At 61.8% G+C, this 23,301-nt stretch carries 18 protein-coding genes and 1 tRNA gene; 9 read left to right on the top strand and 10 right to left on the bottom strand.

The annotated features are described in order from the left end of the window. Positions 1-267: 267 nt before the first annotated feature. Positions 268-341 (bottom strand) — tRNA-Arg (locus tag ACFMO7_RS13745). 521 nt (positions 342-862) lie between these two features. Here ACFMO7_RS13745 and ACFMO7_RS13750 point away from each other — a divergent pair. Together ACFMO7_RS13750 and ftsZ are read left to right on the top strand one after the other, a co-directional pair. Continuing rightward, complete coding sequence (locus tag ACFMO7_RS13750; protein WP_376796057.1) at positions 863-1,348, top strand: response regulator; 486 nt, start codon at positions 863-865, stop codon at positions 1,346-1,348. A 603-nt stretch (positions 1,349-1,951) separates the two neighbouring features. Then, the gene (gene ftsZ / locus ACFMO7_RS13755; protein WP_376796058.1) at positions 1,952-3,454 is read left to right on the top strand and encodes a cell division protein FtsZ; all 1,503 of its coding nucleotides are present in this window, start codon (positions 1,952-1,954) and stop codon (positions 3,452-3,454) included. A gap of 402 nt (positions 3,455-3,856) precedes the next feature. On the opposite strand, the gene ACFMO7_RS13760 is transcribed toward ftsZ, so the two are convergent. After that, entirely contained in the window at positions 3,857-4,165 is a 309-nt protein-coding gene (locus tag ACFMO7_RS13760; RefSeq protein ID WP_376796059.1) for a KGG domain-containing protein, read from the bottom strand. Positions 4,166-4,277: 112 nt separating this feature from the next. Continuing rightward, positions 4,278-5,090 (bottom strand): nickel pincer cofactor biosynthesis protein LarB, encoded by an 813-nt coding sequence (gene larB, locus ACFMO7_RS13765; RefSeq protein WP_376796060.1) that lies wholly within the window; start codon positions 5,088-5,090, stop codon positions 4,278-4,280. A 742-nt stretch (positions 5,091-5,832) separates the two neighbouring features. Here larB and ACFMO7_RS13770 point away from each other — a divergent pair. Beyond that, positions 5,833-6,324, top strand: coding sequence for a hypothetical protein (locus ACFMO7_RS13770; RefSeq protein WP_376796061.1), 492 nt, complete (start codon positions 5,833-5,835; stop codon positions 6,322-6,324). On the opposite strand, the gene mutM is transcribed toward ACFMO7_RS13770, so the two are convergent. Together mutM and ACFMO7_RS13780 are read right to left on the bottom strand one after the other, a co-directional pair. After that, complete coding sequence (mutM, locus tag ACFMO7_RS13775; RefSeq protein WP_376796062.1) at positions 6,318-7,316, bottom strand: bifunctional DNA-formamidopyrimidine glycosylase/DNA-(apurinic or apyrimidinic site) lyase; 999 nt, start codon at positions 7,314-7,316, stop codon at positions 6,318-6,320. The two genes, ACFMO7_RS13770 and mutM, sit on opposite strands and share 7 nt — an antisense overlap. Before the next feature lie 136 nt (positions 7,317-7,452). Beyond that, entirely contained in the window at positions 7,453-8,127 is a 675-nt protein-coding gene (locus ACFMO7_RS13780; protein WP_376796063.1) for a DUF3267 domain-containing protein, read from the bottom strand. A gap of 279 nt (positions 8,128-8,406) precedes the next feature. Between ACFMO7_RS13780 and ACFMO7_RS13785 the strand changes: the two genes are divergently transcribed. After that, the gene (locus ACFMO7_RS13785; RefSeq protein WP_376796064.1) at positions 8,407-8,589 is read left to right on the top strand and encodes a hypothetical protein; all 183 of its coding nucleotides are present in this window, start codon (positions 8,407-8,409) and stop codon (positions 8,587-8,589) included. A 13-nt stretch (positions 8,590-8,602) separates the two neighbouring features. Next, entirely contained in the window at positions 8,603-9,538 is a 936-nt protein-coding gene (locus ACFMO7_RS13790; RefSeq protein ID WP_376796065.1) for a ribonuclease Z, read from the top strand. Positions 9,539-9,542: 4 nt separating this feature from the next. Here ACFMO7_RS13790 and ACFMO7_RS13795 read toward each other — a convergent pair whose 3' ends face one another. Further along, the gene (locus ACFMO7_RS13795) at positions 9,543-10,589 is read right to left on the bottom strand and encodes an alpha/beta hydrolase (protein WP_376796066.1); all 1,047 of its coding nucleotides are present in this window, start codon (positions 10,587-10,589) and stop codon (positions 9,543-9,545) included. A gap of 464 nt (positions 10,590-11,053) precedes the next feature. Continuing rightward, positions 11,054-12,571 carry an alkaline phosphatase family protein gene (locus ACFMO7_RS13800; protein WP_376796067.1) on the bottom strand — a complete coding sequence of 506 codons (1,518 nt, stop codon included), beginning with the start codon at positions 12,569-12,571 and terminating at the stop codon, positions 11,054-11,056. 343 nt (positions 12,572-12,914) lie between these two features. Here ACFMO7_RS13800 and ACFMO7_RS13805 point away from each other — a divergent pair, with 343 nt between their 5' ends. After that, complete coding sequence (locus ACFMO7_RS13805) at positions 12,915-14,186, top strand: cytochrome P450 (protein ID WP_376796068.1); 1,272 nt, start codon at positions 12,915-12,917, stop codon at positions 14,184-14,186. Between the two features lie 261 nt (positions 14,187-14,447). Here ACFMO7_RS13805 and ACFMO7_RS13810 read toward each other — a convergent pair whose 3' ends face one another. Beyond that, complete coding sequence (locus ACFMO7_RS13810; protein WP_376796069.1) at positions 14,448-14,774, bottom strand: hypothetical protein; 327 nt, start codon at positions 14,772-14,774, stop codon at positions 14,448-14,450. A gap of 33 nt (positions 14,775-14,807) precedes the next feature. Beyond that, the gene (locus tag ACFMO7_RS13815; protein ID WP_376796070.1) at positions 14,808-15,593 is read right to left on the bottom strand and encodes a class I SAM-dependent methyltransferase; all 786 of its coding nucleotides are present in this window, start codon (positions 15,591-15,593) and stop codon (positions 14,808-14,810) included. Between the two features lie 276 nt (positions 15,594-15,869). Between ACFMO7_RS13815 and ACFMO7_RS13820 the strand changes: the two genes are divergently transcribed. Continuing rightward, positions 15,870-17,267, top strand: a complete 1,398-nt coding sequence (locus tag ACFMO7_RS13820) for an NAD-dependent succinate-semialdehyde dehydrogenase (RefSeq protein ID WP_376796071.1) — start codon at positions 15,870-15,872, stop codon at positions 17,265-17,267. A 528-nt stretch (positions 17,268-17,795) separates the two neighbouring features. After that, on the top strand, positions 17,796-19,484 hold the full coding sequence (locus ACFMO7_RS13825; protein WP_376796072.1) for a phosphatidylserine/phosphatidylglycerophosphate/cardiolipin synthase family protein: 1,689 nt from the start codon (positions 17,796-17,798) through the stop codon (positions 19,482-19,484). A gap of 251 nt (positions 19,485-19,735) precedes the next feature. Here ACFMO7_RS13825 and ACFMO7_RS13830 read toward each other — a convergent pair whose 3' ends face one another. Beyond that, on the bottom strand, positions 19,736-21,121 hold the full coding sequence (locus ACFMO7_RS13830; protein WP_376796073.1) for a glutamine synthetase family protein: 1,386 nt from the start codon (positions 21,119-21,121) through the stop codon (positions 19,736-19,738). A 248-nt stretch (positions 21,122-21,369) separates the two neighbouring features. On the opposite strand from ACFMO7_RS13830, the gene ACFMO7_RS13835 reads away from it, so the two are divergent. Then, positions 21,370-23,178: a serine hydrolase gene (locus tag ACFMO7_RS13835; RefSeq protein WP_376796074.1), complete on the top strand. Its 1,809-nt coding sequence runs from the start codon at positions 21,370-21,372 to the stop codon at positions 23,176-23,178. Positions 23,179-23,301: the final 123 nt, after the last annotated feature.

Below are 23,301 nucleotides of genomic sequence, written 5' to 3' on the forward strand. Positions count from 1 at the left end.
GCGGGAACCAGGTGGGAAGCTGAGCGTGCTTCCCCTGGAGACAGGTGGTTGCCAGTTGAGGCAGACAGGCGGTCACAGCCGCCAGAGAAAGGGAACACTTGTGTCCGCCACCGCTGAGCGAGGCAGGTGGTCCTTGCACCAGGGAGGCAAGTGGTCGTTGCAGGGGAATAAGGCGGTCCCCAAGACCGCCGTCTCGACAGCCCGGCTTCCCCGTGTGGCGCCGTGAGGCTTGAGAAGCGGGTTGAGACGGTGGTCCTGGCGGGTGGGCGCACCTGGCAGGACTCGAACCCGCAACCACTTGATCCGAAGTCAAGCGCTCTATCCAATTGAGCTACAGGTGCAGCGCTTTCATAATAGCATAGTTCCCAGCCAATCTTCAAGTCCCTCCCTCCTGACCCGGCAGAAATCGGCCTGACAGAAGAAGGCCACTTGTTCCCTGACACCTTCCCGGAAGGAGCTTTCTCCACTATGCCAGGCAAGAGCAGGTACACTGGAACGGGAGTAATTGGACACGGTTAAACGGACATCGGTAACTCAACCGTTTCCTTCCTCCCTTCCAACTTACCGCCAACAAGCAGCTTGAACGGCTGGGGCTGTCGTCGCCAGGCGCCCAAGACTGCAAGAAGAAGCGAGCGACAGGACAGCATGTTAGAGAGATAGGACATCTTTCGCAGGAAGAGGGCACAGACTCAGAGTGCAAGCCTGCATGATGGTGGTATGCTTTCAGAGAGAAGAGGGCGTCGCGGTGAAATGTCGCGATCATGTCACCTATCCATAGGAATAACCGTTAGACTACAATGTAGTTATCGGTTATCCTTTCTCTCTCCATTGAGCTGACAGAGACAAAGGGAAGGAGTACACAATGTCAGGGCTTGTCTTTCCACCGGCAGCCCAACGCCCACGCAGCGCTATTATCTTGATTGTCGAGGACGATGCCGACTTCGGCAAGTTTCTGGAGGAGGTCATCAACAGCGAGACCCCCTATCAGGCGGCTCTTGCTGACAATGGCTCCTGCGCCCTGGAGAAGGCCAAGCGCCTCCGTCCCTGCCTCCTGCTCCTTGACTATAAGCTTCCGGATATCAACGGCTTAGAAGTCTTCGATCGCCTGCAGGAAATGGAGGAGACCCGTGGCACCCCAGCCATTATGATGAGCGCCGACCTGCCTTATGAGGAGCTGCAGCAGCGCGGCATCCACCCCCTGCGCAAGCCTATGGACATCCGGCGCGTGATCCGTGTGATCACCCATGCCCTGGCGACAAGCGAAGAGCAGCAGCTAGCCCGCACTCAGCAGCAGCCCCAGCCATCCCAGCAGCAGCCACGCCAGCAACTGGTCCGCGCCCAATTCTAACAGGCAGCGGCGGAGTCCAGGCTCTGTGCTAAGATGGCTCCTGCCAGCAGGATGAGCAGCGTCTTACCAGCGCAGCATGCCAGGCATCGATTCCTCTCGCAAGCGGCTTTCCGTAGGCACGAGCAGCCAAAGACAAGGAAGGTAGCAGCGGGGCCAGAGGAAGAGCAGCACGGGGCTGTTTTCCCCCTGGCAAAGAGAGCCAGCCAGCAGGAAGACAGCCCCTCACTCGCCCTGCTCAACTCGCTTCCCTCCCATCTTGTTTTTTCTTTCTCTCCATCTTTTCTCTCTCTTTTTTCCTTTTCCTTATCGATCCTGTCCTGCGTGCGTATTGCTATACGATCGGTCAGGGCGACCGACGGCCTGCCTGCGCACGGCTTGGGCAGGCCCAAGAGGTGACCTTTTGCTGCTGCTTCTACGCATCTGCCCTGCTCTCCGTAATATCTGATAGGGGGTTCGCATTTTGAAGAAGAAGGAACGTCTTGCCATCCCTTGACACACTTGCTACAATGCGCTTAGAACGCCTTTCGGCAACATACTACCTGCTCATCGCAGCACCCAGACAAGGGCTGCTCGCTCACAGACAGAAGAAAAACGGGGGTCCGCATGCAGTCGATATTTCATGGCGATCGCTACGAGAGAGGGAGGCCCTGGGACCGCCAGGTGCAGGCGGGGAACGAGGGGTCAGACTTCTACGATGAGCAGGCGAACCGCTGGGCCGTACTCCGACATGAGGTAGAGGTGGGAGAGGATATGCGGGAGGAGCACACCCTGGCCGGCTGGGAGCAGCGGGATACGGAGGAGGAGGAGATTATCGCCACCCAAACGCCCGCCGAGGAGCGCTGCGATGAGCCGCGCCATGTTGACATCGTGGTGGCCGGCGTGGGCGGCGGAGGCACCAACGCGGTGAATCGCATGATCGATATGAACGTCAGGGGCGTGCGCTTCATCGCCATGAACACAGATGCCCAGGTGCTGGAGCTGTCTCAGGCCCCGCTGCGCATCAGCCTGGGCTACCACTATACCAAGGGATTGGGAGCAGGCGGCAACGCGGCTGTGGGCATGCGCGCCGCCACAGAGAGCGCCGCCGAGATTCGCGCCGCCCTCAAAGATGCCGATCTGGTCTTTATCGCCGCCGGTTTGGGAGGGGGCACCGGCACCGGGGCTGCACCAGTGGTGGCCTCGATCGCCCGAAAGCTGGGCGCCTTGACCATCGGTATCGTGACGCTTCCGTTCACCTTCGAAGGCACGCGCCGCCGTCGGGTCGCTCAGGAAGGCCTGGCCGAGCTGAGCAAAGAAGTCGATGCCTTGATCACCGTCCCCAACGATCGCTTACTGATGTCAAGCACGCGGGACCGCAGCCTGGCAGAGGCCTTTAAGGTCGCTGACGATGTGCTGCGCCAGGGAGTACAGGGAATCGCCGAGGTTATTAATGTGCCGGGACTGGTCAACGTCGACTTCGCCGATGTGCGCAACGTGCTCCGCGGCGCTGGCAGCGCTTTGATGAGCATCGGCGAGGGGAAAGGCCGCAACCGCGCCCAGATCGCCGCTCAACAGGCCATCGCCGGCGGCTTTCTGAACGTGACGATCAAGGGAGCGCACCGCGTCCTATTCAATATCAGCGGCGGCGAGGATCTGACCCTCTTCGAGGTCAACGAGGTGGCGGAGTGCATCCGCAACGTGGTCGATGAGGCAGCCGATATTACCTTTGGCGCGGTTATCGATCCGACCCTCCAGGACAGCCTGCGCGTGACCCTGATCGCCGCCGGTATGGAGGAGTCGCTTTCGACCCAGACACCGGCCCTGCTGTCGGGAGTCCCACGTCCGGCACAGTTGCAGGCTCCCGCCCAGGCAAGTCAGGCCGTCAATGACGCGGGCACACCGGAGCCAGCCCGGGCGGCCCATCAGATGGTGCCCATGCCGCCTTTGACTCCGCGCCCCTCCCTGCCACAAGGAGCCTCAGCCGCCCCCCTGCGCCCGCCCGCGCTGCCGCGTCCACAGCGCAGCCTGGAGGATCTGCGCGGCTTGCGTAGTCTGGCGCGCCGCTACCAGGAGCGGCTCGAGCAGGAACGAGAGATCAGCGCTCCTCCCTTTTTGCGCCGTCGCTAGGACCGGCCGACGCTATTGGTCACCCTGTCGATCTCGCCAGGTCTCCACGCCCGGCTTAGCGGGAGAGAGGCAAAAAAGGACGGTTGGGGTCTTCTTTCTGACCAGCTCAGGGGAGCCGCCAGCTCTCAAAGCCCCATCAACAGGGCGTACTCGCCTCGCAATAGATCAGTCAAGGGAAGCTGGCCACCGCGGTGGTCAGCTTCCCTCTTCGGCTAGCACCCTCGCTAGCTGACCTCTGCCTGGCTCCTGCGCCGGAGAGCGCGCGCTCAGCACCGCACTCTGGACCTTAATCAGTCAACTCCTGCCCGACAAGAGAGAAGCAGCAAGCAAGGAAGCCGCTTCCCTTATATACCGGGATACCAGGGGCCTGGCCCGGAAGAACAAGCAAACAAGCGACCAGTTTCAGGTCTCGGGGCTGTTCTCTTGCTGTGGCTCCTCTGGAGCGGCGGCGGAGCTGGCAGCCCGTCCGCGCTCGCCGCCTTTCTTACCGATGCGCGAATAGAAAGCCGAGCCTTGCTGACGCTTCGTCGACTCTCCCCCCTTCTTACCGATCTCCGAGTAGAACTGAGGGCCGCGCTTTTGCTTGACTGCTTCGCCTCCCTTCTTGCCAATTCTAGCGTAAAACTCCGTACCATACTTCTCGCGCACAGCCTGACCGCCATGCTTGGCCTTCTGCGATCCGGGTTCCGGTCCGCGTTTATTATTCGCCATAGAAGGTCCCGCCTCTCTTTCACTCAAACTCCACGTTTACCCAACAACGCGGCGAGACAGTCTCTGCCCCAGGGGAGGGAGAGAGACAGCGATCTCGCAGCCTTCTAGCAAGCTAGCGCAAGGGATTCTTGCGGGCCTGAGCCACGCGGTTGGCGATCAGGGCCGCGGTGATGCCGGCCCCGACGCCGTTATCGATGTTGACGACGGCGAGGCCCGGCGCACACGTCTGCAGCATCGACAGGAGGGCAGCCATGCCTTTGCCGCCCAGGCCATAGCCAACCGAAGTGGGCAAGCCAATGACAGGGACAGGAACCAAGCCTGCCACGACCGAAGGGAGCGCCCCATCCATGCCAGCGGCCACCACGATGGCATCTACGTCGTTCGAGAGCAGGTCACGCAATGGGCCAACCAGACGGTGCAACCCTGCTACCCCCACGTCATAGATACAGGTCACGCGGCAGCCCATTTCTTCGGCAACGAGGGCCGCCTCCTCCGCTACCGGGACATCGGAGGTACCCGCTGTGATAATGCCAACGTGCCCTCCGGTGTCGGGACGTACAAAATCGGGCCTGGAGATGACCATCGCCCTGGCGGCTTCGCGCAGACGAATGGTATAGTCACGAAAGACGTCGAGGAGTGCTTCCTTTGTATCCGAGCGCATGCGGCTGATGATCGCTCGCCCTGAACCTGCCAGCAGCGCCTGGGCCATGGCAATCACTTGCGCTGTCTCCTTGGTCTCTCCAAAGATCACCTCCGGCGCTCCCTTCCTACGCTCACGACCAGGATCAGGGCGAATGGTGACTGGCCCAGGCTCCACCCGAGGCGAGGCCGCTTGCGGCCCCCCACCGGTCTGCTCTCGCCAGCCTTCACTTAGCTGCTCCAGCTCTCCGAACAGCTCCCACTGTTCGTCAGCCTGATGGCTCATAGAAATGTACACTCCTGATTGAGAAAAATAATTGTCTTCCTATCCAGGAATTCTCCAACGCCCAGTAGTGTAACACATCTCGATAGCAAGAACAAGGCCATGATGCCAGATCCTACGACCGCCAGGTTTTCGAGACCCCTGGACCCCTTCCTGGACAGGCAGATCTGGAAGGGCAAGCCCCGCCTGGCCCGGCCCAGCCTTCGCGCACCGCTCCGCACCTGGTCAGTTGCCAATGCGCCGGAGGGTGACTCTAATGAGGCAAGCCAGCCTGCTTTCTGCTCCTCGCCCCACCAGGCCTGCCCATGCTTCAGTGCCTGCCGGCTTAGCCGGCTTAGCGCAAGCTCTCCTATACTACCTGTCTATGATATAATGTACTCGCACCTCCAAATGTGGTCTATTTCGAACAGGTGCTATGGCTTCGCTCCAGTAACCGCTACTCCGGGCCGGCGAGTACTCAGCACTTCTGCGCGAAATACTTTTCTTCTGAGGTCACCCGGGACAAAGACGTTGGCGACCGCGGCCTGCTCTGGCAGAGCCTGGCGCCCCGCCAGGGGAGAGTCGGGCCAGTCTCCCGGCAATGGGCTTGCCAGATGGCCATTTCAGATGTATCCTGCCTGTCAGCGTGGAGTGAACACCGCAGGACGGCTGAGCGGGCCGCCCGCTCTTGTTGGCTTCCGCCCGGACCGGAAAAGGGAAAGGATGACAACGATGCCTTTGAGAGAGGTTCAGGGTGACAACCTGTATGAGCAGATCCCAGCATAAGCGCCTGGGCGCCTGGCTCTGGGGGTTGGCTGCGCTCTGGCTGCTCCTGCTGAGCGCCTGCGGCCCAGCGGCTAACCAGCTTTCGCCAGCGGCGACGGTCACTATTAATCCCGGCTTCCAGGCAAAGACCTCGCCCCTGCCGACTGAGCCGCCTTATCGCTGCGGCGCCTGGGCTTCGAACAACGCCCCCTCACCAACGGCGGTAATTACGATCTACGCCCGCTTGACAAAAAATATGCAGGGCGTTCCTGGCGCCACAGCCACGGCGGTGGTCCACTTTAGCAGCGGCGATGTTCCCTTGCCACAGCAGGCTGGCAGTACCAGTGACCAGGGGGGGTATGTCCATTTTACGCTGCCTCTGGCTGGCCGCCAACCGCGCAATGTGCCGGCGACCGTCGATGTGACCTTTACAAATATCCCCGGCGGGCCTGCCAGTCTGCGTTGTAGTCCAGCCTTTTTTACGCCTCAGTGAGGGAGCTTCCTGCCGCCGGCACTGGCCACTGAACTGGCCGGCTGACAGCGCGGACAGAAATGGGTGCTCCGTTGGGCGACTGTGATCCGCTGAATGGGTGCGCCGCAGCGTCGACAGGGCTGGCCGGTGCGCTGGTAGACCTGCATATGGGCATAGTTGCTGCCAGCCTCCCCCCAGAGGCCGCGATAGTCGTTGAAGGAGGTTCCTCCGTGCTCGATTCCGCGCAGGAGCACCGTGACAATGGCCTGGCGCAGAGCCGCTACTTCTTCGGAACTGAGGGTCTCTGCGCGGCGCAGGGGATGGATGGCGGCCATAAAGAGGGCCTCGTCGGCATAGATGTTTCCCAGGCCGGCGATCAGCTCTTGCGCCAGCAGTACCTGCTTGATTGGCTGCCTCCTGCCTTGCAGCAGCCACCCCAGGCGCTCGCTGGTGAAGTCGGGAGCCAGCGGTTCGAGACCCAGACCTGCCAGAGCCTGGCTCTCTTGGGCGCGCGGCCAGAGGGCTAGCTTGCCAAATTTGCGCAGGTCGTTGTACAGCAGGCGCCGCCCGTCAGCCAGGGTGAAACAGACACGACAGTAGAAGGGCTGATCGTGTTGCAGGCAGAGAGTCTCTTCATACTCCTTCTGCCGTTTCTCGTGGCAGCAACACTGGTAGCGGTCGTTCACGAAGGTCGGCCCCATTCGCTCCCAGGCGGCTCGGTCCTGGTGCTGGAGTCGAGAGTCAAGGCGCCAGCCCGGCGGCAGGACCAGCAGATTGCCGGTCATACGCCGATGGATGGTCAGCAGGTAGTCGCCGCTGAGGTCCAGCAAGAGCAGCTTGCCGCGGCGGCGTACTCCCTCGATGCGCCGTCCAGCAATTTCCTGGCAGAAGGCGGCACTATCAGGCCGGGCAATGCTTCGCTCCCAGAAGACCTGCGCCTCACTGATGCTGGCCCCTAGAAGGGCGGCCCGGACCTGCCGCGCTGTATATTCTACTTCGGGCAATTCTGGCATGTTCGCTACTCGCCTGTACCGTATCAAGAGTTGAGGCCCGGAGAAGCCTCTCGCTCGCTCGGGCGGAAGGGAGGGCGTGGTCTGGCCGCTCTCTGTCGGGCTGCTTTCCCTTCGGCTCCTGAGATGCCAGTCTGTTTCAGTCTGGCTGGATCGTGGAGTTAAGGTCAGGCAGGAGCGGAAAAATTTCCCATACTCTGAAGCCCATCTCTGTATCTTCAACACAGAGATGGGAGGGATAGCGCAGGAGCAGCCAGATGGCCAGCAAGTCGCCAGCACAGCCGGAGAGGTGGCCGGCCCCAGCCAGCACCAGGTAGGGAGCTGCCGCTGGCCAGCAGAACATGAGCAGCGCTACCAGAAGGGTGAGAACCAGACAGGGGGCCAGGCCCACCAGAAGATACTGGTTGCGCCGAAAGAGCTGCTCACGCGCGCCGCAGTAGAGGGCCACTGGGAAGCGGATGCCATAATAGGGCTGCCCCCCCCACAGCCGAAAGACCAGCCCATGCAGAAGCTCGTGAAGAGGCAGCAGGGCAACATAAACGAGGCAACTGATCACAAGCCAGATAAGCAGGTGCAACAGATCGGCGCTTCCCGAGTTCCACCCGGGAAGAGATCTCCAGATGAGCGCCAGTATAGCCAGAGCGCTATAGCCCACCAAACCAACCACCAGAAGCAGAAAACCGAGCAGGGTCAGCGGATAGAGGAAAGGTGGTTCGAGCAGCGAGATCTCTCCTCGCAACAGAACGAGGCCAGCGTCGAGAGAAGCTTGCAGCTCCCGACGTTGCTCGGGATGGAAACGATCGATGACTCTCACAGGCACGCCTACTCTTTGCTGTTTTTGCCTGGACGCTTGCTTGCTTGCCGGGCCTTCTTCCTGGTTGGAGACCAGGTTTTCTGCAGATTGATAATACCACAGCTGTTGGCTTCGAGATAGAGGGAAAGCGACAAGGGTCGGGTAAGGGGGGAGGTCCGGCAGACCCTTCGGGGAGTTTGCCTGGTGCTGGCCTTTGCAACCGGAGGTGGAGCATCCTGGTTGCAAAGGCCATCGGGGCGTGCTACCATACGAGGGAAATGGCGCGAAAGGATGCAACCTATGCGGCGGATTCCTGCCCTTGTCTATCTGGCAGGTGCCTTGCTCATCTTCTGGCTCTTGCTGGCCACGATGATGATCTTCTCCGGCTTTCCTTTCATCGTGGTGATGCTCAGCCTCAGCAGCGACCTGATGATCTCTCTTTTCATTCTCGGGCTGGCCTGGGCCTACCAGAAAAATCTCTGATCGCGAGCGGACGATGATCGACATCTGCATGTTGGGAACAGGCGGTATGATGCCATTACCGGGACGCTGGCTTTCGTGCGTTTTGGTGCGCTGCGGAGCCACGCTAACCTTGCTGGACTGCGGGGAGGGGACGCAGATCCCCTGGAAAAGCCTGGGCTGGGGCTTTCGTCAGCTCGGAGCGATCTGCCTCACACACATGCATGCCGATCATGTGGCAGGGCTACCGGGGGTGCTCTTTATGGTAGCCCACGCCGGGCGCACGGAACCGCTGCTGCTCTACGGGCCGCCCGGGACGGGCTACGTGGTCGAGGGTCTGCTGCGCATCGCTGGCGAGCTGCCCTTCCCATTGCAGGTACAAGAGCTGCAGGGCGGCGAGCGGCTGGCTTTGCCTGGGGGATTGCAAGGTTCGTGTGCCCCAGCTCAGCATGGTGTTCCCTGTCTGGCCTACCGCCTGGAGCTGCCCCGGCGTCCCCAATTCCAGGTGGAGCGCGCTCAGGCCCTGGGGCTGCCCGTCCAGTACTGGTCTCGCTTACAGCGCGGCGAGAGCGTCGAGTACGAAGGTCGGCTGATCACCCCGGATCAGGTGCTCGGCCCTCCCCGACGAGGCATCTCTCTGGCCTTCATCACCGATACGCGCCCGACGGCCAGACTGAGCGCCTTTGCTCATGACGTCGACCTGCTCATCTGTGAAAGTATGTACGATGACCCCGAGGATCTCCCCCTGGCCCGGGCTCACGCCCATATGCTGGCGGAAGAGGCAGCTCGCCTGGCGAAGGACGCCGGCGCACATGCGCTGCTGCTGACTCACTTCAGCCCAAAAATCAACGATCCTTCCAGCGTCGAAAAAGCGGCCCGGCGCGTTTTTCGCTCAGCGCGGGCCGCACGGGATGGCGAGATTCTGACCTTGAGCTATTCACCAGCCCCTGACGAGCAGCGGGCACGCTCCTAGCCAGCTAGCTGGCCTCCGAGAGGCCGGTGATTTCTTCCGCTCGCTCAGCGGGACGCGCAAGCAGGGATCCGGCTCCACCTCCATCACCATCGATGAGCTGTAGACGAGGGCGCGGCTTCTTTAAATGCTCCTCGAAGAAGGAGAGCACTTTATTCACGTAGGCGCGCCGGTCGGCGAAGTAGGCTCCGCAGTGGTCGGCGTCGGGAACGATCCATAGCTCCTTCGGTTCTCCGGCCGCCTCGTAGAGGAGGGGCGCATCGCGCGGGTCGACCAGTGAGTCTTTGCCTCCGTGAATGATGAGAATGGGGCGCGGAGCGATCTTGCCGATATCGCGCAGTGGCGCCACCTGGTCGAAGCGGTAGCCCGCGCGCCACCAGAGCAGGTAATCGGCGACCCAGGTGAAGGGAGCGGCAGGCAAGTGGAGTACGCGATGGACGTTGTAGTCGATGACGCTCCAGTGGGTGGCAAATGAGCTGTCGGCTACAATGGCCTCAACATCCTGGCAGCGGGCGCTGCACATGATGGCGACAGCCGCCCCCATCGAGTAGGCGATGACTCCCAGGCGGGCATGAGGAGCACGCTCCCTGGCGTAGGCCACAGCCCCCATGAAGTCGTTGATCTCGCGATAGCCAAGGGTGACCGGCTTGCCAACCTCCTGCCCATGCCCGTAGTATTCGAAGACAAGAACGTTGTGGCCGGCTTTCCAGAGGTGGGCACACATTCCCAGCACGTCAGCCATGCCCGAGCGATAGCCAGGGCAGACCAGGACAGTTGTGGTCGCCCCCGGATAGGGAATGTACCAGCCAGTTACCATGTGGTCGCTGTTGGGCGCCGGGAAGGTCACCGCCTCGGCTGGCAGTTCAAGCTCAAATGGAGAGATTTTGTAGAGGTCGGCAAAACTGACGACCTTCTTGGGACGGATCAGCGTTTCGACAACGTAGACTGCTACTGTGAGGATGAATCCCGCCACTCCGATGACGCTCCCCAGGCCGCCAACCAAAAGCTGCTTCAGAGAAGGCTTGCCTACACGAATCTTGCTCAACTCTATCACAGAGGCCGCCAACCTTTCTACTCGCTAGCTGATTGGCCCAGAGGGACGAGATGACGTTGGCCCAGAGGGACAGCTGAGCAGACTAACATAACCTTCGCTATGACTCTCTCAACTCGCCTCGCCTCCTGCCGCGCACAAGGCGACGGACGGAGCCTCTCTTGCCCGCTCCGCGTGGGCGCGTTGCGCAATTGTTACCCTGGCCTGGCTTCCAGGTGCCCCTAAGCGGTGCGAGAGGTGAAAAAAGCACCTTGCTACGGTTGGGCGTACGCGAGTCGATGCACGCTCTTGCAGATGCACTGCCCTTCCAACACCTACCCACCCCAGAGAGAAATAGAGGCAGCGGCGCGCTGTCGGACCTGTTCCGCCCCTGCCGCTGCAGCAAATCAGGAAGTTTGAGGTTGCTAGTGCCAGCTTGATTGCAATGGTAGTAGACATACCACCAAATTAGCTCATTAGCTATGATACTATATCGAGGACGGGCTTGCAAGGGGCGTCCCTGGGCCGATGAGCGGGCGCCCAGCCAGCCACTCAGGTAGAGGAACCTTGAGGGCAGCCAGTACGGTTGGCACGATGTCGTAAGCTGAGGCGGAACGAAGTAGGGTTCGCTGGCCTTCCGCCCCGTAGAGACAGAGCAGTCCATCAGGATGGTGCATCCCCAGCGCTGGCTCTCCCCCACTCCAGAGCTGCCGCTGGCGTGTGAGGCGCGGCGAAAGGACTACGCCATCGTGAGCCAGGAGCACGAGCGAGCGCGCCCGCGCGCCAGGGGGAACTGGCTCCTCCCCCGGCCCCCACCGCTCCATGCAGATGTCTTCGCGATAGAGGTCACCGATTGCCGGATAGGCCGTCATCGGATCGACCTGGGCCTGCAGATCGGCGATGAACTCTTCGATCTGCCCTTCGGTGAGATGCCCGGCCAGGGCAATGGCCGCATAGCCCCCCAGGGGCGCAGAAGTTGGGAGCATGGCGAAAGGACCATCGGCTAAGGAGCGCCCAGCCTGCCTTTCGAGCGGCACTTCCAGGCGCCAGGTTCGCCAGCGTCTCTCTCCAGGTAACCAAGGCAGCAATTGAGAAGGTCCCATCCGCGCCTTCCCTCGCCAACAAGCGGGCTGGCTGCTGCTCAGGCGAAAGGCTGTCTCTTGACCAGCACACCCCTTGTTATAGCGCATCAGAAATTCGTTTAGATGGAAGGTGCGCCTGGCGCCCTGGAAGCTATAGGGCGAGAGCAGGATCAGCAGGTCGGGAGGTCGCAAAGCAGCTAAAGCTCGCCCAAGCAGCTCATCCAGAAGGCGATAGCAGGCGACCACATCGCTACGGAGATCGAGGACGCGGTCCCAGTAGAGATGCTGCAGCAGATCGATCTCATGGAGTACGAAGAGACAGCAATCCCAGTCTTCACCGAGCAGCAAGTCTAATAGAGCGGAGCGCATCTCGAGGAGGCGCTGAATTTCCTTCAGCGGTTCTCTGAACCAGGCCCGCAGTCCTCGCCAGGAAGGAGTGAGCTGATAGGTCGGGATCGCCTTTAGCACCCTGGCAGCGAAATCGGGTGGGTAGGCTAGACCGGCGTAGAATGGGGGCGCTGGGGGACCACTGAGCATGATACCGTTGAGGGGACGCGGCGGATAGGTCGCGGGAACATTGGCAACCAGAACGCGCCGTCCCCAGGCACTGAGAAGGCTCCAGAGGGCCTGGTCCTCTTGGGCCAGATTGAGCGAGGGCCGCGAGAGCCTTTGAAGCAGTCCGGTCGTCTTCAGCAGGCGGCGCTCGCCATAATCGCTCTGAGCAATCTGGTCCTGCTGCCTGGGTGGAAGGCCGGTCATGATGGCCCACCAGCGAGTGATGGCCGCCGGAGGCAGCGGCGCCCGCAACAGGGCATGGGCTCCCCCCTCGTAGATCTGCCGCAGATGGGGGAGCAGTCCTTGCGCCATCAGCGGTTTTACAATGCGCAACGTCAGACCATCCACCCCAATAAGCAAGACCCGCATGATCCCCCTCAAATTGCTATGCCGTATTATATCCGACAGGCAAGGCCACAAAAGAGCGCAGAGCAGTCAAGATCTGGTTAATGCCGGGCTGCCCCTATAAAGATTTCTCCATAGGCCAGGCTGGACCGGGGGCGCCAGCCGGGAGGCCGGAACGCGACCCTGAGGTGGGCGGAGGAAGCGTTGTCCTCGGACTGCGCACTGTGATAGGGTGTAGAAGCGTAGAAATGCAGTGAGCGGAGGCAGGCAACCAGGGTCCTTTGGTGCACCACACGGGCCCGGGCGAGCTTCTCCGTTCGCGCCACATTGAGAGTTGCAGCCTCTTCAGTAAGGAGCAGCAACAGCCATGCAAGAGCGCCAGAGCGATCGCCAGCCCCTAACGCTGAGCGATGTCCATCAGCCCGAATACCTGGCTAATCCTTACCCTCTCTATCACCGTCTGCGTGAGCACGACCCCATCTATTGGGATGAAGAGATGCATGCCTGGGTACTGACGCGCTATGCCGACGTTGTAGCTGTGCTGCGCGACCCGCGTTTCTCGTCAGCCTGGGGCACATTAGAGACGGCCTGGATGCCAGAGGAACTGCGTCCGCGGTTGGAGCCTGCTTTGCGGGCGGTCTCGCGCCAGATGCTCTTTCTGGATCCTCCCGATCATTCGCGGCTCCGCGGCCTTGTAGCCCGCGCTTTCACGCCGCGCATGGTAGAGAGCCTGCGCCCGCGTGTGCAGCGCCTGGTCGATGAGCTGTTAGATGCGCTGCAGGCCCAGGAACGCATGGAGTTCGTAGCCGATTTCGCCTATCCTCTGCCCGCCATTGTGATCGCCGAGATGCTCGGGGTGCCGCCCGAGGATCGCAGCCAGTTCATCGTCTGGACCCGTGACTTTGGTCGGCTGCTCGATGGAAGCAACCTGAGCTTCGAGGAGCTGCTGCAGACCCTGGATGGCATCGCAGAGTTTCTGGCCTACTTCCGACGCCAGATCGAGCAACGGCGCAGCGCCCCCCGCGACGACCTGCTGCAGGCATTGATCATGGCCGAGGAGCAGGGCGACCGCCTCAGCGAGGAGGAACTCCTCGGGAACTGCGTCTTGCTGCTCGCCGCCGGCCATGGCACCACGACCCATCTGCTCGGTAATGGCCTCTATGCCCTCTTGCAGCACCCCGAACAGCTTCAGCTCCTGAGGGACAATCCCAGCCTGGCCGCGACAGCCGTGATGGAACTCCTGCGCTACGATAGTCCAGTACAGCTGACCTCGCGCCGCCTCAAGACAGACGTTGATTGGGCTGGGCGTCGCTTCAAGGCCGGCGATGAGGTGCTGACCGTGCTGGGAGCAGCCAATCGCGACCCTGAGCAGTTTCCCGATCCCGATCGACTCGACCTCCGCCGGGCAGACAATCGCCATGTGGCCTTTGGCCATGGCCCACACTTCTGCCTCGGGGCCCCCCTGGCCCGCCTGGAAGCGGAGGTAGCTTTTACCACCTTGCTACGGCGTCTGCCCGGGTTGCACCTGGAAACAGAGCAGGTTGAGCGCTTCCCGTCTCTGGTCTTCCGCGGCTTTCAGGCCCTACCAGTGGCCTTCACAACAGTCCTGCCAGCCAGCAGCACCCCGCTGGACCGCTAACGCCTGGCGCTAACCGACAGCAGCCGTGGAGAGAGAGGCCAGGCCAGCGTCAGATGATCGCTTGCTTCTCTCTCCACCTCGGATCCAGAGGAGTGATGAAGGGCCAGGGAGGGGCAGGGGACAGTAGCCTTCACGAGCCAAAAAGACCTGCGCGCCAGATCTGCCCCGTTCCCCAGGCACAGGAACCCAGAGCAGCAGCCCCGGCAGGGTCCGCTCTCCTCGGGAGGAGAGAGGGTCCTGGTCAGCAGGCTCACCTGTTCCTCAGCCAGTCGCAGCAAGAGGCCTACCCAGGCCCCGACGGCGATAGTCGGAATGCACAAGCAGACGCGGCCAAGACAGCCGACAGATCAAGCCCGAGAGATCTGCGGCTGCTTCGTTCCCTCCTTCGCAAAGATCAGCACAGGCAATCGGCTCTCCGTCGGGGAACCTGACAAGCCGGCTTTCATCGGCGCTGCCCGGCGGCTCGCCCCCATCGTCGGCCTCGGAGAGAGCGTAGCCACAGACGCCAAAGAGCCGCCTCAGTTCCTGGCGGTCCGCCAGATTGGGCGCTGCCAGATTCAGACCACGCAAGAGAGCGTTCATGGCCATCCGTCCCTCCCCCTTCGCCTCCCTCACTCCAGCTCAGGCAGAAGGCTGTCCCCCAGATACGGCCTCAGCAGCGCCGTCCTCACGACCGGCAGGCAGCTTACGAGCCAGCACCATGCGCAACGGCGGAAAGACGCGCCAGGACGGTCGCCCAACAGTGAGCTGGCTCGCCCCCAGGTCCTGCAGATCACGAGCGTACTGCTTGACGTGAGCCAGATCGAGAATGGCGATGCGCCCATCGGGCTTGAGGACCCGCAGCATTTCGCTCAAAGCCTGGCGACGTTCCTCTCGTCCGTGGATATTATGCAGCGCCAGACAGGAGACGATAACATCGAACCGCTCAGCTGGAAAGGGTAGCTGGCGCGCATCAGCGGTGACGACGCTGACACGCTCGGCCACCCCAGCCAGGCGCGCGTTTTCCTGGGTGACCAGGGGGCTGTTGCCGCTCTGGTCATGCTCGCTCCAGATATCAATGCCAGTGACGTGCCCCTTGGGCAGGCGCCGGGCCGCTTCGATCAAGAGCATCCCTCGCCCACAACCCACGTCAAGCACCTCCTCATCGCCACAGAGAACCAAATGATCGAGCATGCGCCGCATCTCGAGCAGCTTTCCAACACGCGAGGTCCACAGCATGGCCAGAGCCTCGGCCAGGCAGCAAAAGGCCCAGAATAACAGCCAGGCAGCAAGCCAAACCCAGCGGAGACCGAGCAGTAGCCCAAATCCTAAGACGCACAGGCCAAGCGCCACCAACAGGAGTACGCGCACCACCCCCGGAGCATCAACACCGTAGTCGGGCTTCCTGGTAACCGATTGAGTCAACATAGCCAGTAACTCCCTTCACTGATCTTTGCCTGCAGGAGGTCCCTTCCGCTCCGCCTGCCATAGCAAAATTCTCTCCATCGATAGTTTTATTCGCCATCCAACAGGTCAATTTTACCATCTTATTGTTGACTTGTCAAATATCAAACAAATATTCGCAAAGATGATAGCGATATATAGCTGACGAGCTGTCAGGCAGCGCTCGGCACGGCGGGCCATCGGAATGATATAATACAGTCGAGAGGAGACCCCTATTTTCGTTCCCTGGGAGTTGTGCCGATGACCATCCAATCGACCAGGCCGACCATTCAGTCGATCAACCCGGCGACCGAGGAGGTACTGGAGAGCTTCGACCTCTTTACCCAAGAGCAGATCGACGCAGCACTTGATCAGGCCCGGAGCGCCTTCCTGCAGTGGCGGGATACCAGCTTTGCCGAGCGCGCCGCTCTTTTCCAGCGTCTCGCAGCCTATCTACGCGAGCACAAGGCGGAGCTGGGGCGCCTGATCACCCTGGAGATGGGCAAGCCCATTGCGGAAGCTGAGGCCGAGATCGTCAAATGTGCCTGGGGCTGCGAGTACTACGCCGAGCACGCCGCAGAATTCCTGGCCGACCAGCCCACCGAGAGCAGTGCCAGCGAGAGCTATGTGGCCTTCCGGCCTCTGGGCGTAGTCCTGGCCTTGATGCCCTGGAATTTCCCTTTCTGGCAGGTCTTCCGCTTCGCCGCCCCCGCCCTGATGGCGGGCAATACCACAGTCCTCAAGCATGCCTCCAACGTCTCGCGCTGCGCCCTCGAGATCGAGCGCGTCTTTCGCGAGTGTGGCTTCCCCGAGGGCCTCTTCCGCACGGTGCTGGTACGTGGCTCTGAGACGGAGAAGCTGATTGCCGACCCGCGCGTCGCCGCCGTGACTCTGACTGGCAGTGCCGAGGTGGGTATGGAGGTGGCCGCCGCCAGTGGGCGCGCTCTGAAGAAGCATGTGCTGGAGTTGGGTGGCTCCGACGCCTTTATCGTGCTGGAAGACGCCGATCTCGAGGCCGCCGCTGAATGGGCAACGCGCTCACGTTTCCAGAATACCGGGCAGAGCTGCATCGCCGCCAAGCGCTTTATCGTAGTGGAGTCGGTGGCCGCCGAGTTCGAACGCCGCTTCGTTGAGGTCGCCTCGCGCCTACGCATGGGCGATCCTCTGCAGCGGGAGACTCAGATCGGTCCGATGGCCCGCGGCGATCTGCGCGCGACCTTGCAGCGCCAGGTCGAGGAGACGCTTCAGATGGGTGGGCGCCTGCTCCTGGGAGGCAAGCCCGGCCCGGGCCGCGGCTTCTTCTACGAGCCAACGATCGTCAGCGGGGTGACGCCGGCCATGCCGATGTTCCGCGAGGAGACCTTCGGCCCGGCGGCGGCGGTCATCTACGCCCGCGATGCAGAGCACGCTCTGGAGCTGGCCAACGCCTCGCCTTTCGGCCTGGGCGGCAATATCTGGACGCGCAACATCGAGCGGGCACGCCAGATGGCCCGTCACTTCGAGACCGGTGGCGTCTTCATTAATGGGATGACCGCCAGCGACCCGCGCCTGCCCTTTGGCGGCGTGAAGCACAGCGGCTATGGCCGCGAGCTGTCGATCTTTGGCATCCGCGAGTTTGTCAATATCCAGACAGTCTGGATCGGCCCCGCCCGCCAGTAAGCAGTTCGGCGGGCAAACAGGCAGACCGGACCTTCTTCCAGGAGGGAGAGCTGGCCAACCTCCGAACGATCGGCCGGCTCCCCCCTCCTGAGCAGTTCGCTCCGCGCTCTCTTCCTCCATAACGACCTGCCGCCGGGGCCCCCTGGCTTCATCCAGGGGAGGAAGGCGGCTCCCTCCTGGCGCTCCATATGGGGTTGGCACAGCCGTCTCTCTGATGGGATCCTGGTCCTCGTGAGGCCAACGGCTCTGACCAGTGGCCCGCAACAGCTTCGCCTCACCTCGCAAGGGGGGAAGCGGGTCAACCCGGCCCAAGCGCTGACTGTACTGTTCTGGGGACTGCGGGCGGCCGTCAACCAGCCCTGAAGTCCGGGCCGATCAGGCTGCGGGCCAGCCCCGGGCTTGAGCCAGGGGCTGTTGACCCTTACAGGCTTGCACCTCCTTCAGAGAGAATGCTACAATCAGGACGCCTGCTGCCAGGAAGAGCTTCCTCGTCTGGCGCACACCTTGAGCGATGGAGGTATGGACGCAATGAGCGCAGCGAGCGCGGACGAGCTGCACTGGTGGGCCGAAGGCGATACGCCGGTGCGCCGCGATTCGCGCGTCACCTATCTTGTCGATGGCCACGCCACCTTACTCGCCTTCTGCCTGGCCTGTTTTAAAGCCCGACACTATATTTATCTCGCTCATTGGGGTATTACTCCCTCGATGCCTCTCGTGCGCGGCAAAGATCAGCGCGCCGGGCCTGATGATAGCCCTGCCCAGCAGGAGCTGGTGGCCGAGCTGCGCCTGGCTGGTCTGAGCGAGGAAGCCATCGCCTTCTGGTGCAACCACGAGCTGACCCTGCAGACCGTTCTTGGCTACGCCGTTCAGCGCGGCCTCGAGGTACGCGTCTTGCTCTGGGATTGCCCAGAAATCTTTTCGCACTACCATCCCCAACAAGCCTACGAAGAGCTGAGCGCCGTCGGTGTGCTCTGCCTGCTCGATGATAGCTCGCGTGGCCTGCTCCATCATCCAGCGGAGGCTTTACATCAGAAGACCAGCGTGATCGACGGACGCTACGCCTTCGTGGGCGGGATCGATCCCCTGATCGAGAACGACGGCGAGTTTGACCGCTGGGACGTGCATCCCCACCCCCTCTTCACGCCCCTGCGTCGCCTGCTCGCCAAGCCCGCTTCACCCCACCCCTGGCACGATGCCCATGCGTTGATCGAGGGACCGGCAGCCGCTGACGTCGAGCTGAACTTTCGTCAGCGCTGGAACGATGTGGTGGAGCGCAAGGGGCTTGACAAGGCGCTCCTGGTAGGGGAGCATCCGCTGCCAGAGCCGCTTGAGAGCCGCACGCTGGTCCAGGTTGCCCGCACCATCCCTCAGCATACCTATGGCTTCGCCCCAGAGGGAGGTATCCAGGGCATCGCCCAGCTCTATGCGGCGGCTTTCCGCAAGGCGCAGCGCCTGATCTATCTGGAAAATCAGTACTTCTGGCTCCGCTCTTTTTTGGGCTTGAACATCTCCTTTATCGGACCGGACAGCCCCGACATGGAGCAAAATATCCGCCTGCTGGGGGAGGCGCTGCGGCGCGGAGCCAGGCTAGTGATGGTGCTGCCAGACCATCCCAACGTGGGGCGAGCCTTCAGCGATGCCGGCCTGCAGCGCCTGCACGAGGAGGCTCCCGAGGCCGTCCAGGAGGGGCGCCTGCTCGTCTTGACGCTGGCAACCTCCGATCTGATTGACGGGCAGGTCCGCTATCGCCCGATCTACGTCCATGCCAAGGTCGCCCTTGTCGATGACCTCTGGGCCACGGTCGGCTCAGCCAACCTGAACAACCGGGGCATGCGTGATGACGCCGAAATGAATGTAGCGACGCTGGATAGCCAGCTAGCTCGCGGCCTGCGCTTGCTCCTCTGGGGCGAGCATCTCGGCCTGGTCCCCGATGAGGATATGTTGGCCCTTCTGCGCTACCTCGGAGACCAGCCCCTCCATCCCGCTCGCCAGGCCCGCGCTCGTGATCTTTTCGCGGAGCTGGAACGTCAACTGGGGGAGAGCGAGCAGGCTATCCTGCGCCTGGCGGAGCAGGCGCAGGCCAATCTAGAGCGCTATCGTAGCGGTCAGCTCCTGGTCGGGCACCTGCTGCCCTATCTGACAGCGGACGAGGCCCGAGAACTGGGCCTCAGCTGTGATGAGGCTCACGGTTGGATCGAGCAAGAACAGCCTTCCTAGCCAGCCAGGGATACTCTGTACTCTGCCCGCGCCTCCCGCTGGCCCGCTTCTCCATCTTGCTCAGGATAAACCAGGTCAGGACAAGGAGAGCCGTGCAGCATGGCGCTGAGGGCCTATGCAGCACGGCTCTCGCTCTTGATTGTCTCGCCTCACCTGCCTGGTCGGCCTGGCAGGGCGGTCGGCAGACCGCTCGCCCGCAGGCGGTCCAGTGGCGGCGCACCCTTGGGGAGCAAGCAGCCAAGGCCGGCCGATCAGATCAGCTCGAAATAGCGGCGGCGCTCCCAGTTAGTCACGGCGCGCTCAAACTCGCTGACCTCCCAGCGTCGTGTAGCAGCAAAGTGCTCGACAAATTCGCTCCCGAAGTACTCGCGGGCGACCTCGCTCTGCTCAAAGAGATCAGTGGCCAGCGTCAGGTTGCGCGCCAGCGAAGGAATAGGCCCACTCTCAGAGGCGCGCGCAATGGTAGCGGGGTCATAAGCATTTCCTCGCAGAGCTGGCCCCAGCTCCAGCTTGCGCTCAATGCCATAGAGGCCGCCCGCCAGCATGGCGGCAAAGACCAGATAGAAATTGGCGTCGGCCCCCGGCACACGGTTCTCGATGCGTATGGCCCGCGGACCATTGTTGATCACGCGCACCGCACAGGTGCGGTTATCCCAGCCCCAGGTAGCGTTGAGCGGCGTCCAGGTGCCGGCCACATAGCGCTTGTAAGAATTGATCGTCGGGGCATAGAGCGCCATGAGACCCGGCATCGACACCAAGACTCCGGCCAGGAAATGGCGCATGGTCGCCGACATATGGCCCTCGGCCTCCTCGTCCCAGAACAAATTGCGCTCCATATCCAGGTCCCAGAGGCTCATGTGCGAGTGGCCGCTGCTCCCGTCTTCCTGGTCATGCCACTTGGCCATAAAGGTCGCAGCATAGCCCAGCTGATAGCAGATCTCTTTTACCCCGGTCTTAAAGAGCATGGTGTAGTCGGCAGCTATCAGGGCCGGCTGATAGCGCAGGTTCATCTCGTACATCCCAGGACCATGTTCGCGGTTGTAGCCCTCGACGGCGATGCCGTAATCGCGCATCATGCGCGCGATGCGGCCCAGCAGATGGTCGTCGGCACTGGCCTGGCTGATGGCGTAGCAATTCATACCCGGGTTGAGCGGCGTCAGATTCGGCCCGAAGTCCTTCTCACGCAGAGAGACCTGACTCTCGCGGAAGAGGCGAAACTCCAGCTCGGCGGCAGCCGCCACGCTATAGCCAAGCGAGCGCGCGCGCTCAACAAGCTGGTTGAGCAGGTAGCGCGGCGAGAGCGTCACCGGCTCACCTGCCTCGGTCCAGAGGTCACAGATACAAGAGGCGACATGCTCTTCCCAGGGGACCAGCGCAAAGGTCGAGAGATCGGGGCGCATGACCAGGTCGGCGAAGCCGCGCTCCCAGTTGCTAAATTTGAGATTGGGCAGGACATTCTCGGCGATATCCCAGCCAAAGAGCACATCGCACTGTGCAAAGCCATCGTTGAGCGCATGCAGGAAATAGGTGGCATCGACACGCTTGCCGCGGTAGACCCCTTCCATATCGGGCGTTCCGATTTTGACATACTCCAATTTGCCATCGCGCACAAGCTGCTCAATCTGAGCGAGTTCCATTCGATCTCCGTCCTTTCTTCAGCAACTGAGGGCTGGCGCCTCGTTGATTCTCTGCAGGGAGCCAGAGAGACGGCTGAGGTATCGAGGCATTGGTTGCAGAGTAGCATGCCCGGCCAGGACCGTCAAGGGCCGAAAAGGTGGACGGCTGCCTCCCCCTCTTGCAACAGCCTCCCTTCTTCCTCTTGAAGAAGTATGCTAGACTAGAACCGGTGTCGCTGAACTAAGATAGAACGGAGAGATATATCTCGATGCAACGCACGCCGCTTAATGATGACGAGCAGCGCGCCTATCCGCCTGCCTCTTCTCCGCGGCAGGCGCCCCAGTATGCCAGGCAACGCGCCCAGAGATCGCGCCGGTTGCCGCCTCTTGACGATTCCGATCCTTCATCGACGATCAGCACCAACACCGCTTCCTGGCGAAGCGTCCCAGTTCCAAAACGTCGAGCCTCGCTGCGGGCCAGTCGAGCTGCCGATCAACCTCGCCTGAGCAGGCGAGGCATGGGCGCCGCTCCCCTTCCTCCCGAACAGGATGAGGAGAGAAGCCAGCCAGGCCCGACGACGAGCACGAACCGTCACCAGGTACTCGGCGGCGCGAGTCCCAGCCAACGCGGTGCCTCCGGCCGGCTCACTTTCGATGATGATGACGATGATGAGCTGCCGGGCTTCACCCAGCAGCGCCGTCCTCCTTCTCCAGCTACCAGCTCCGGCAGAATGCGTGCGGTGACTCCGCCGCCCCGACCGCCTCGCCCTGCGGCTCCCCCCCCTCCGGATCTGTTCCGCCGCCTGCACGATCTGAGCCATAACAAAATGCTACTCCTCCTGTGCGCAGCCGTTCTGGTGGTGCTTGTCTCTTTGATCCCGCTGCTCGTTAGCTGGCTGGGCACCCCGAGGCCTATGGGCCTCAGCGTACAACAGAATACCGCCACCGCGGCAGCCACAGCGCTCAACCAGGCTCCCGTTAACCCTCACCAGGTGGTGATCATTCCCAGTGACACCGATCATCCGCCCCCGCCGGTTCTGGCAACGGCGGCCTACCTCATGGACATGGATACAGGGGCGACGCTCTATGCCTATAACCCCTTCATGCACTTACCGATGCTGAGCACCACCAAGCTGATGACGGCCCTCCTGGCTGTGGAAAAGGGGAATCTCGACCAGAAGGTGACGATCACCAGCGCCCTCTACAGCGATATTCAACAGCATATTTCTTCCGATAGCAGCCTTTTCGGTCTGAAGAAGGGTGAGACCTATACGCTGCGTGAACTGCTCTACGGGCTACTGCTGCCTTCTGGCAATGACGCCGCAGTGGCGATCGCCGACGCGGTTGGCGGTTCCTATCAGCACTTTGTGGATATGATGAATCAGCGCGCTCGCGAGCTAGGCATGTACGATACCCACTACATGAATCCCAGCGGCCTGCTCGCCACCGGTCACTACTCCAGCGCTCACGACCTGGCAGTCCTGGGTCGCTACACCATGAGCAACCCCGTTCTGCACCAGATCGCTGGCACGCGCATGTACAATATCCCCAAGACCGCCCAGCATGCCCAACATTACCTGGTCAACGGGAACCAGTTTCTCTGGTGGTATCCCGGCGCCGACGGGGGTAAGCCCGGCTGGGATGGCAACACCGACTTCGTGCAGGTGGTCTCGTGCACGCGCAATAATCGCCACCTGATCGGGGTCACAATGAACACCAAGGACTGGTGGACGGATATGCGCGATTTGATGAACTGGGGTTTCAATAATTTCCAGTGGATTTCACCCTACGATGTCGATTTGCAGCATCCTATTCCCTACGACTATGACTGGGACTACTTCGCGCGCGATAAGAAAACCAACACGCTGCCAACGGCCAATCATGGCCGCTACTACATCTATACGGGCTACAGCGTCTCGCCACCCATCCTGACTTTCTTCGACAAGAACGGTGGCCTGGACAAATTTGGCTTCCCGATCAGCATGCCCGACTACAGCCAGGGGAACGTGATCAGCCAGCGCTTCCAAAAAGCCACTATTCAGTGCGACTTGAGCGGCAAACAGTGCAAACGCCTCTAGGTCAGGCGCCATGGCAGTCGCGTCCTTCCCACCCACGACCGGCTGGGACCAACTCATCGGGGGGACGGGAGCCAGCCAGCCAGAAAGCTACCTACGGGCAGGATCATCCTGGCACCCCTTCTC

Origin of the sequence: Thermogemmatispora sp. (assembly GCF_042408735.1) — a bacterium.
Taxonomy (GTDB): Bacteria; Chloroflexota; Ktedonobacteria; order Ktedonobacterales; family Ktedonobacteraceae; genus Thermogemmatispora.

Excerpts from the sequence above, each read along its gene's own strand:
- ACFMO7_RS13750 (WP_376796057.1), top strand. The coding sequence starts at position 863 with ATGTCAGGGCTTGTCTTTCCACCGGCAGCCCAACGCCCACGCAGCGCT.
- ftsZ (WP_376796058.1), top strand. The coding sequence starts at position 1,952 with ATGCAGTCGATATTTCATGGCGATCGCTACGAGAGAGGGAGGCCCTGG.
- ACFMO7_RS13760 (WP_376796059.1), bottom strand. The coding sequence starts at position 4,165 with ATGGCGAATAATAAACGCGGACCGGAACCCGGATCGCAGAAGGCCAAG.
- larB (WP_376796060.1), bottom strand. The coding sequence starts at position 5,090 with ATGAGCCATCAGGCTGACGAACAGTGGGAGCTGTTCGGAGAGCTGGAG.
- ACFMO7_RS13770 (WP_376796061.1), top strand. The coding sequence starts at position 5,833 with ATGAGCAGATCCCAGCATAAGCGCCTGGGCGCCTGGCTCTGGGGGTTG.
- mutM (WP_376796062.1), bottom strand. The coding sequence starts at position 7,316 with ATGCCAGAATTGCCCGAAGTAGAATATACAGCGCGGCAGGTCCGGGCC.
- ACFMO7_RS13785 (WP_376796064.1), top strand. The coding sequence starts at position 8,407 with ATGCGGCGGATTCCTGCCCTTGTCTATCTGGCAGGTGCCTTGCTCATC.
- ACFMO7_RS13790 (WP_376796065.1), top strand. The coding sequence starts at position 8,603 with ATGATCGACATCTGCATGTTGGGAACAGGCGGTATGATGCCATTACCG.
- ACFMO7_RS13800 (WP_376796067.1), bottom strand. The coding sequence starts at position 12,571 with ATGCGGGTCTTGCTTATTGGGGTGGATGGTCTGACGTTGCGCATTGTA.
- ACFMO7_RS13805 (WP_376796068.1), top strand. The coding sequence starts at position 12,915 with ATGCAAGAGCGCCAGAGCGATCGCCAGCCCCTAACGCTGAGCGATGTC.
- ACFMO7_RS13810 (WP_376796069.1), bottom strand. The coding sequence starts at position 14,774 with ATGGCCATGAACGCTCTCTTGCGTGGTCTGAATCTGGCAGCGCCCAAT.
- ACFMO7_RS13815 (WP_376796070.1), bottom strand. The coding sequence starts at position 15,593 with ATGTTGACTCAATCGGTTACCAGGAAGCCCGACTACGGTGTTGATGCT.
- ACFMO7_RS13820 (WP_376796071.1), top strand. The coding sequence starts at position 15,870 with ATGACCATCCAATCGACCAGGCCGACCATTCAGTCGATCAACCCGGCG.
- ACFMO7_RS13825 (WP_376796072.1), top strand. The coding sequence starts at position 17,796 with ATGAGCGCAGCGAGCGCGGACGAGCTGCACTGGTGGGCCGAAGGCGAT.
- ACFMO7_RS13830 (WP_376796073.1), bottom strand. The coding sequence starts at position 21,121 with ATGGAACTCGCTCAGATTGAGCAGCTTGTGCGCGATGGCAAATTGGAG.
- ACFMO7_RS13835 (WP_376796074.1), top strand. The coding sequence starts at position 21,370 with ATGCAACGCACGCCGCTTAATGATGACGAGCAGCGCGCCTATCCGCCT.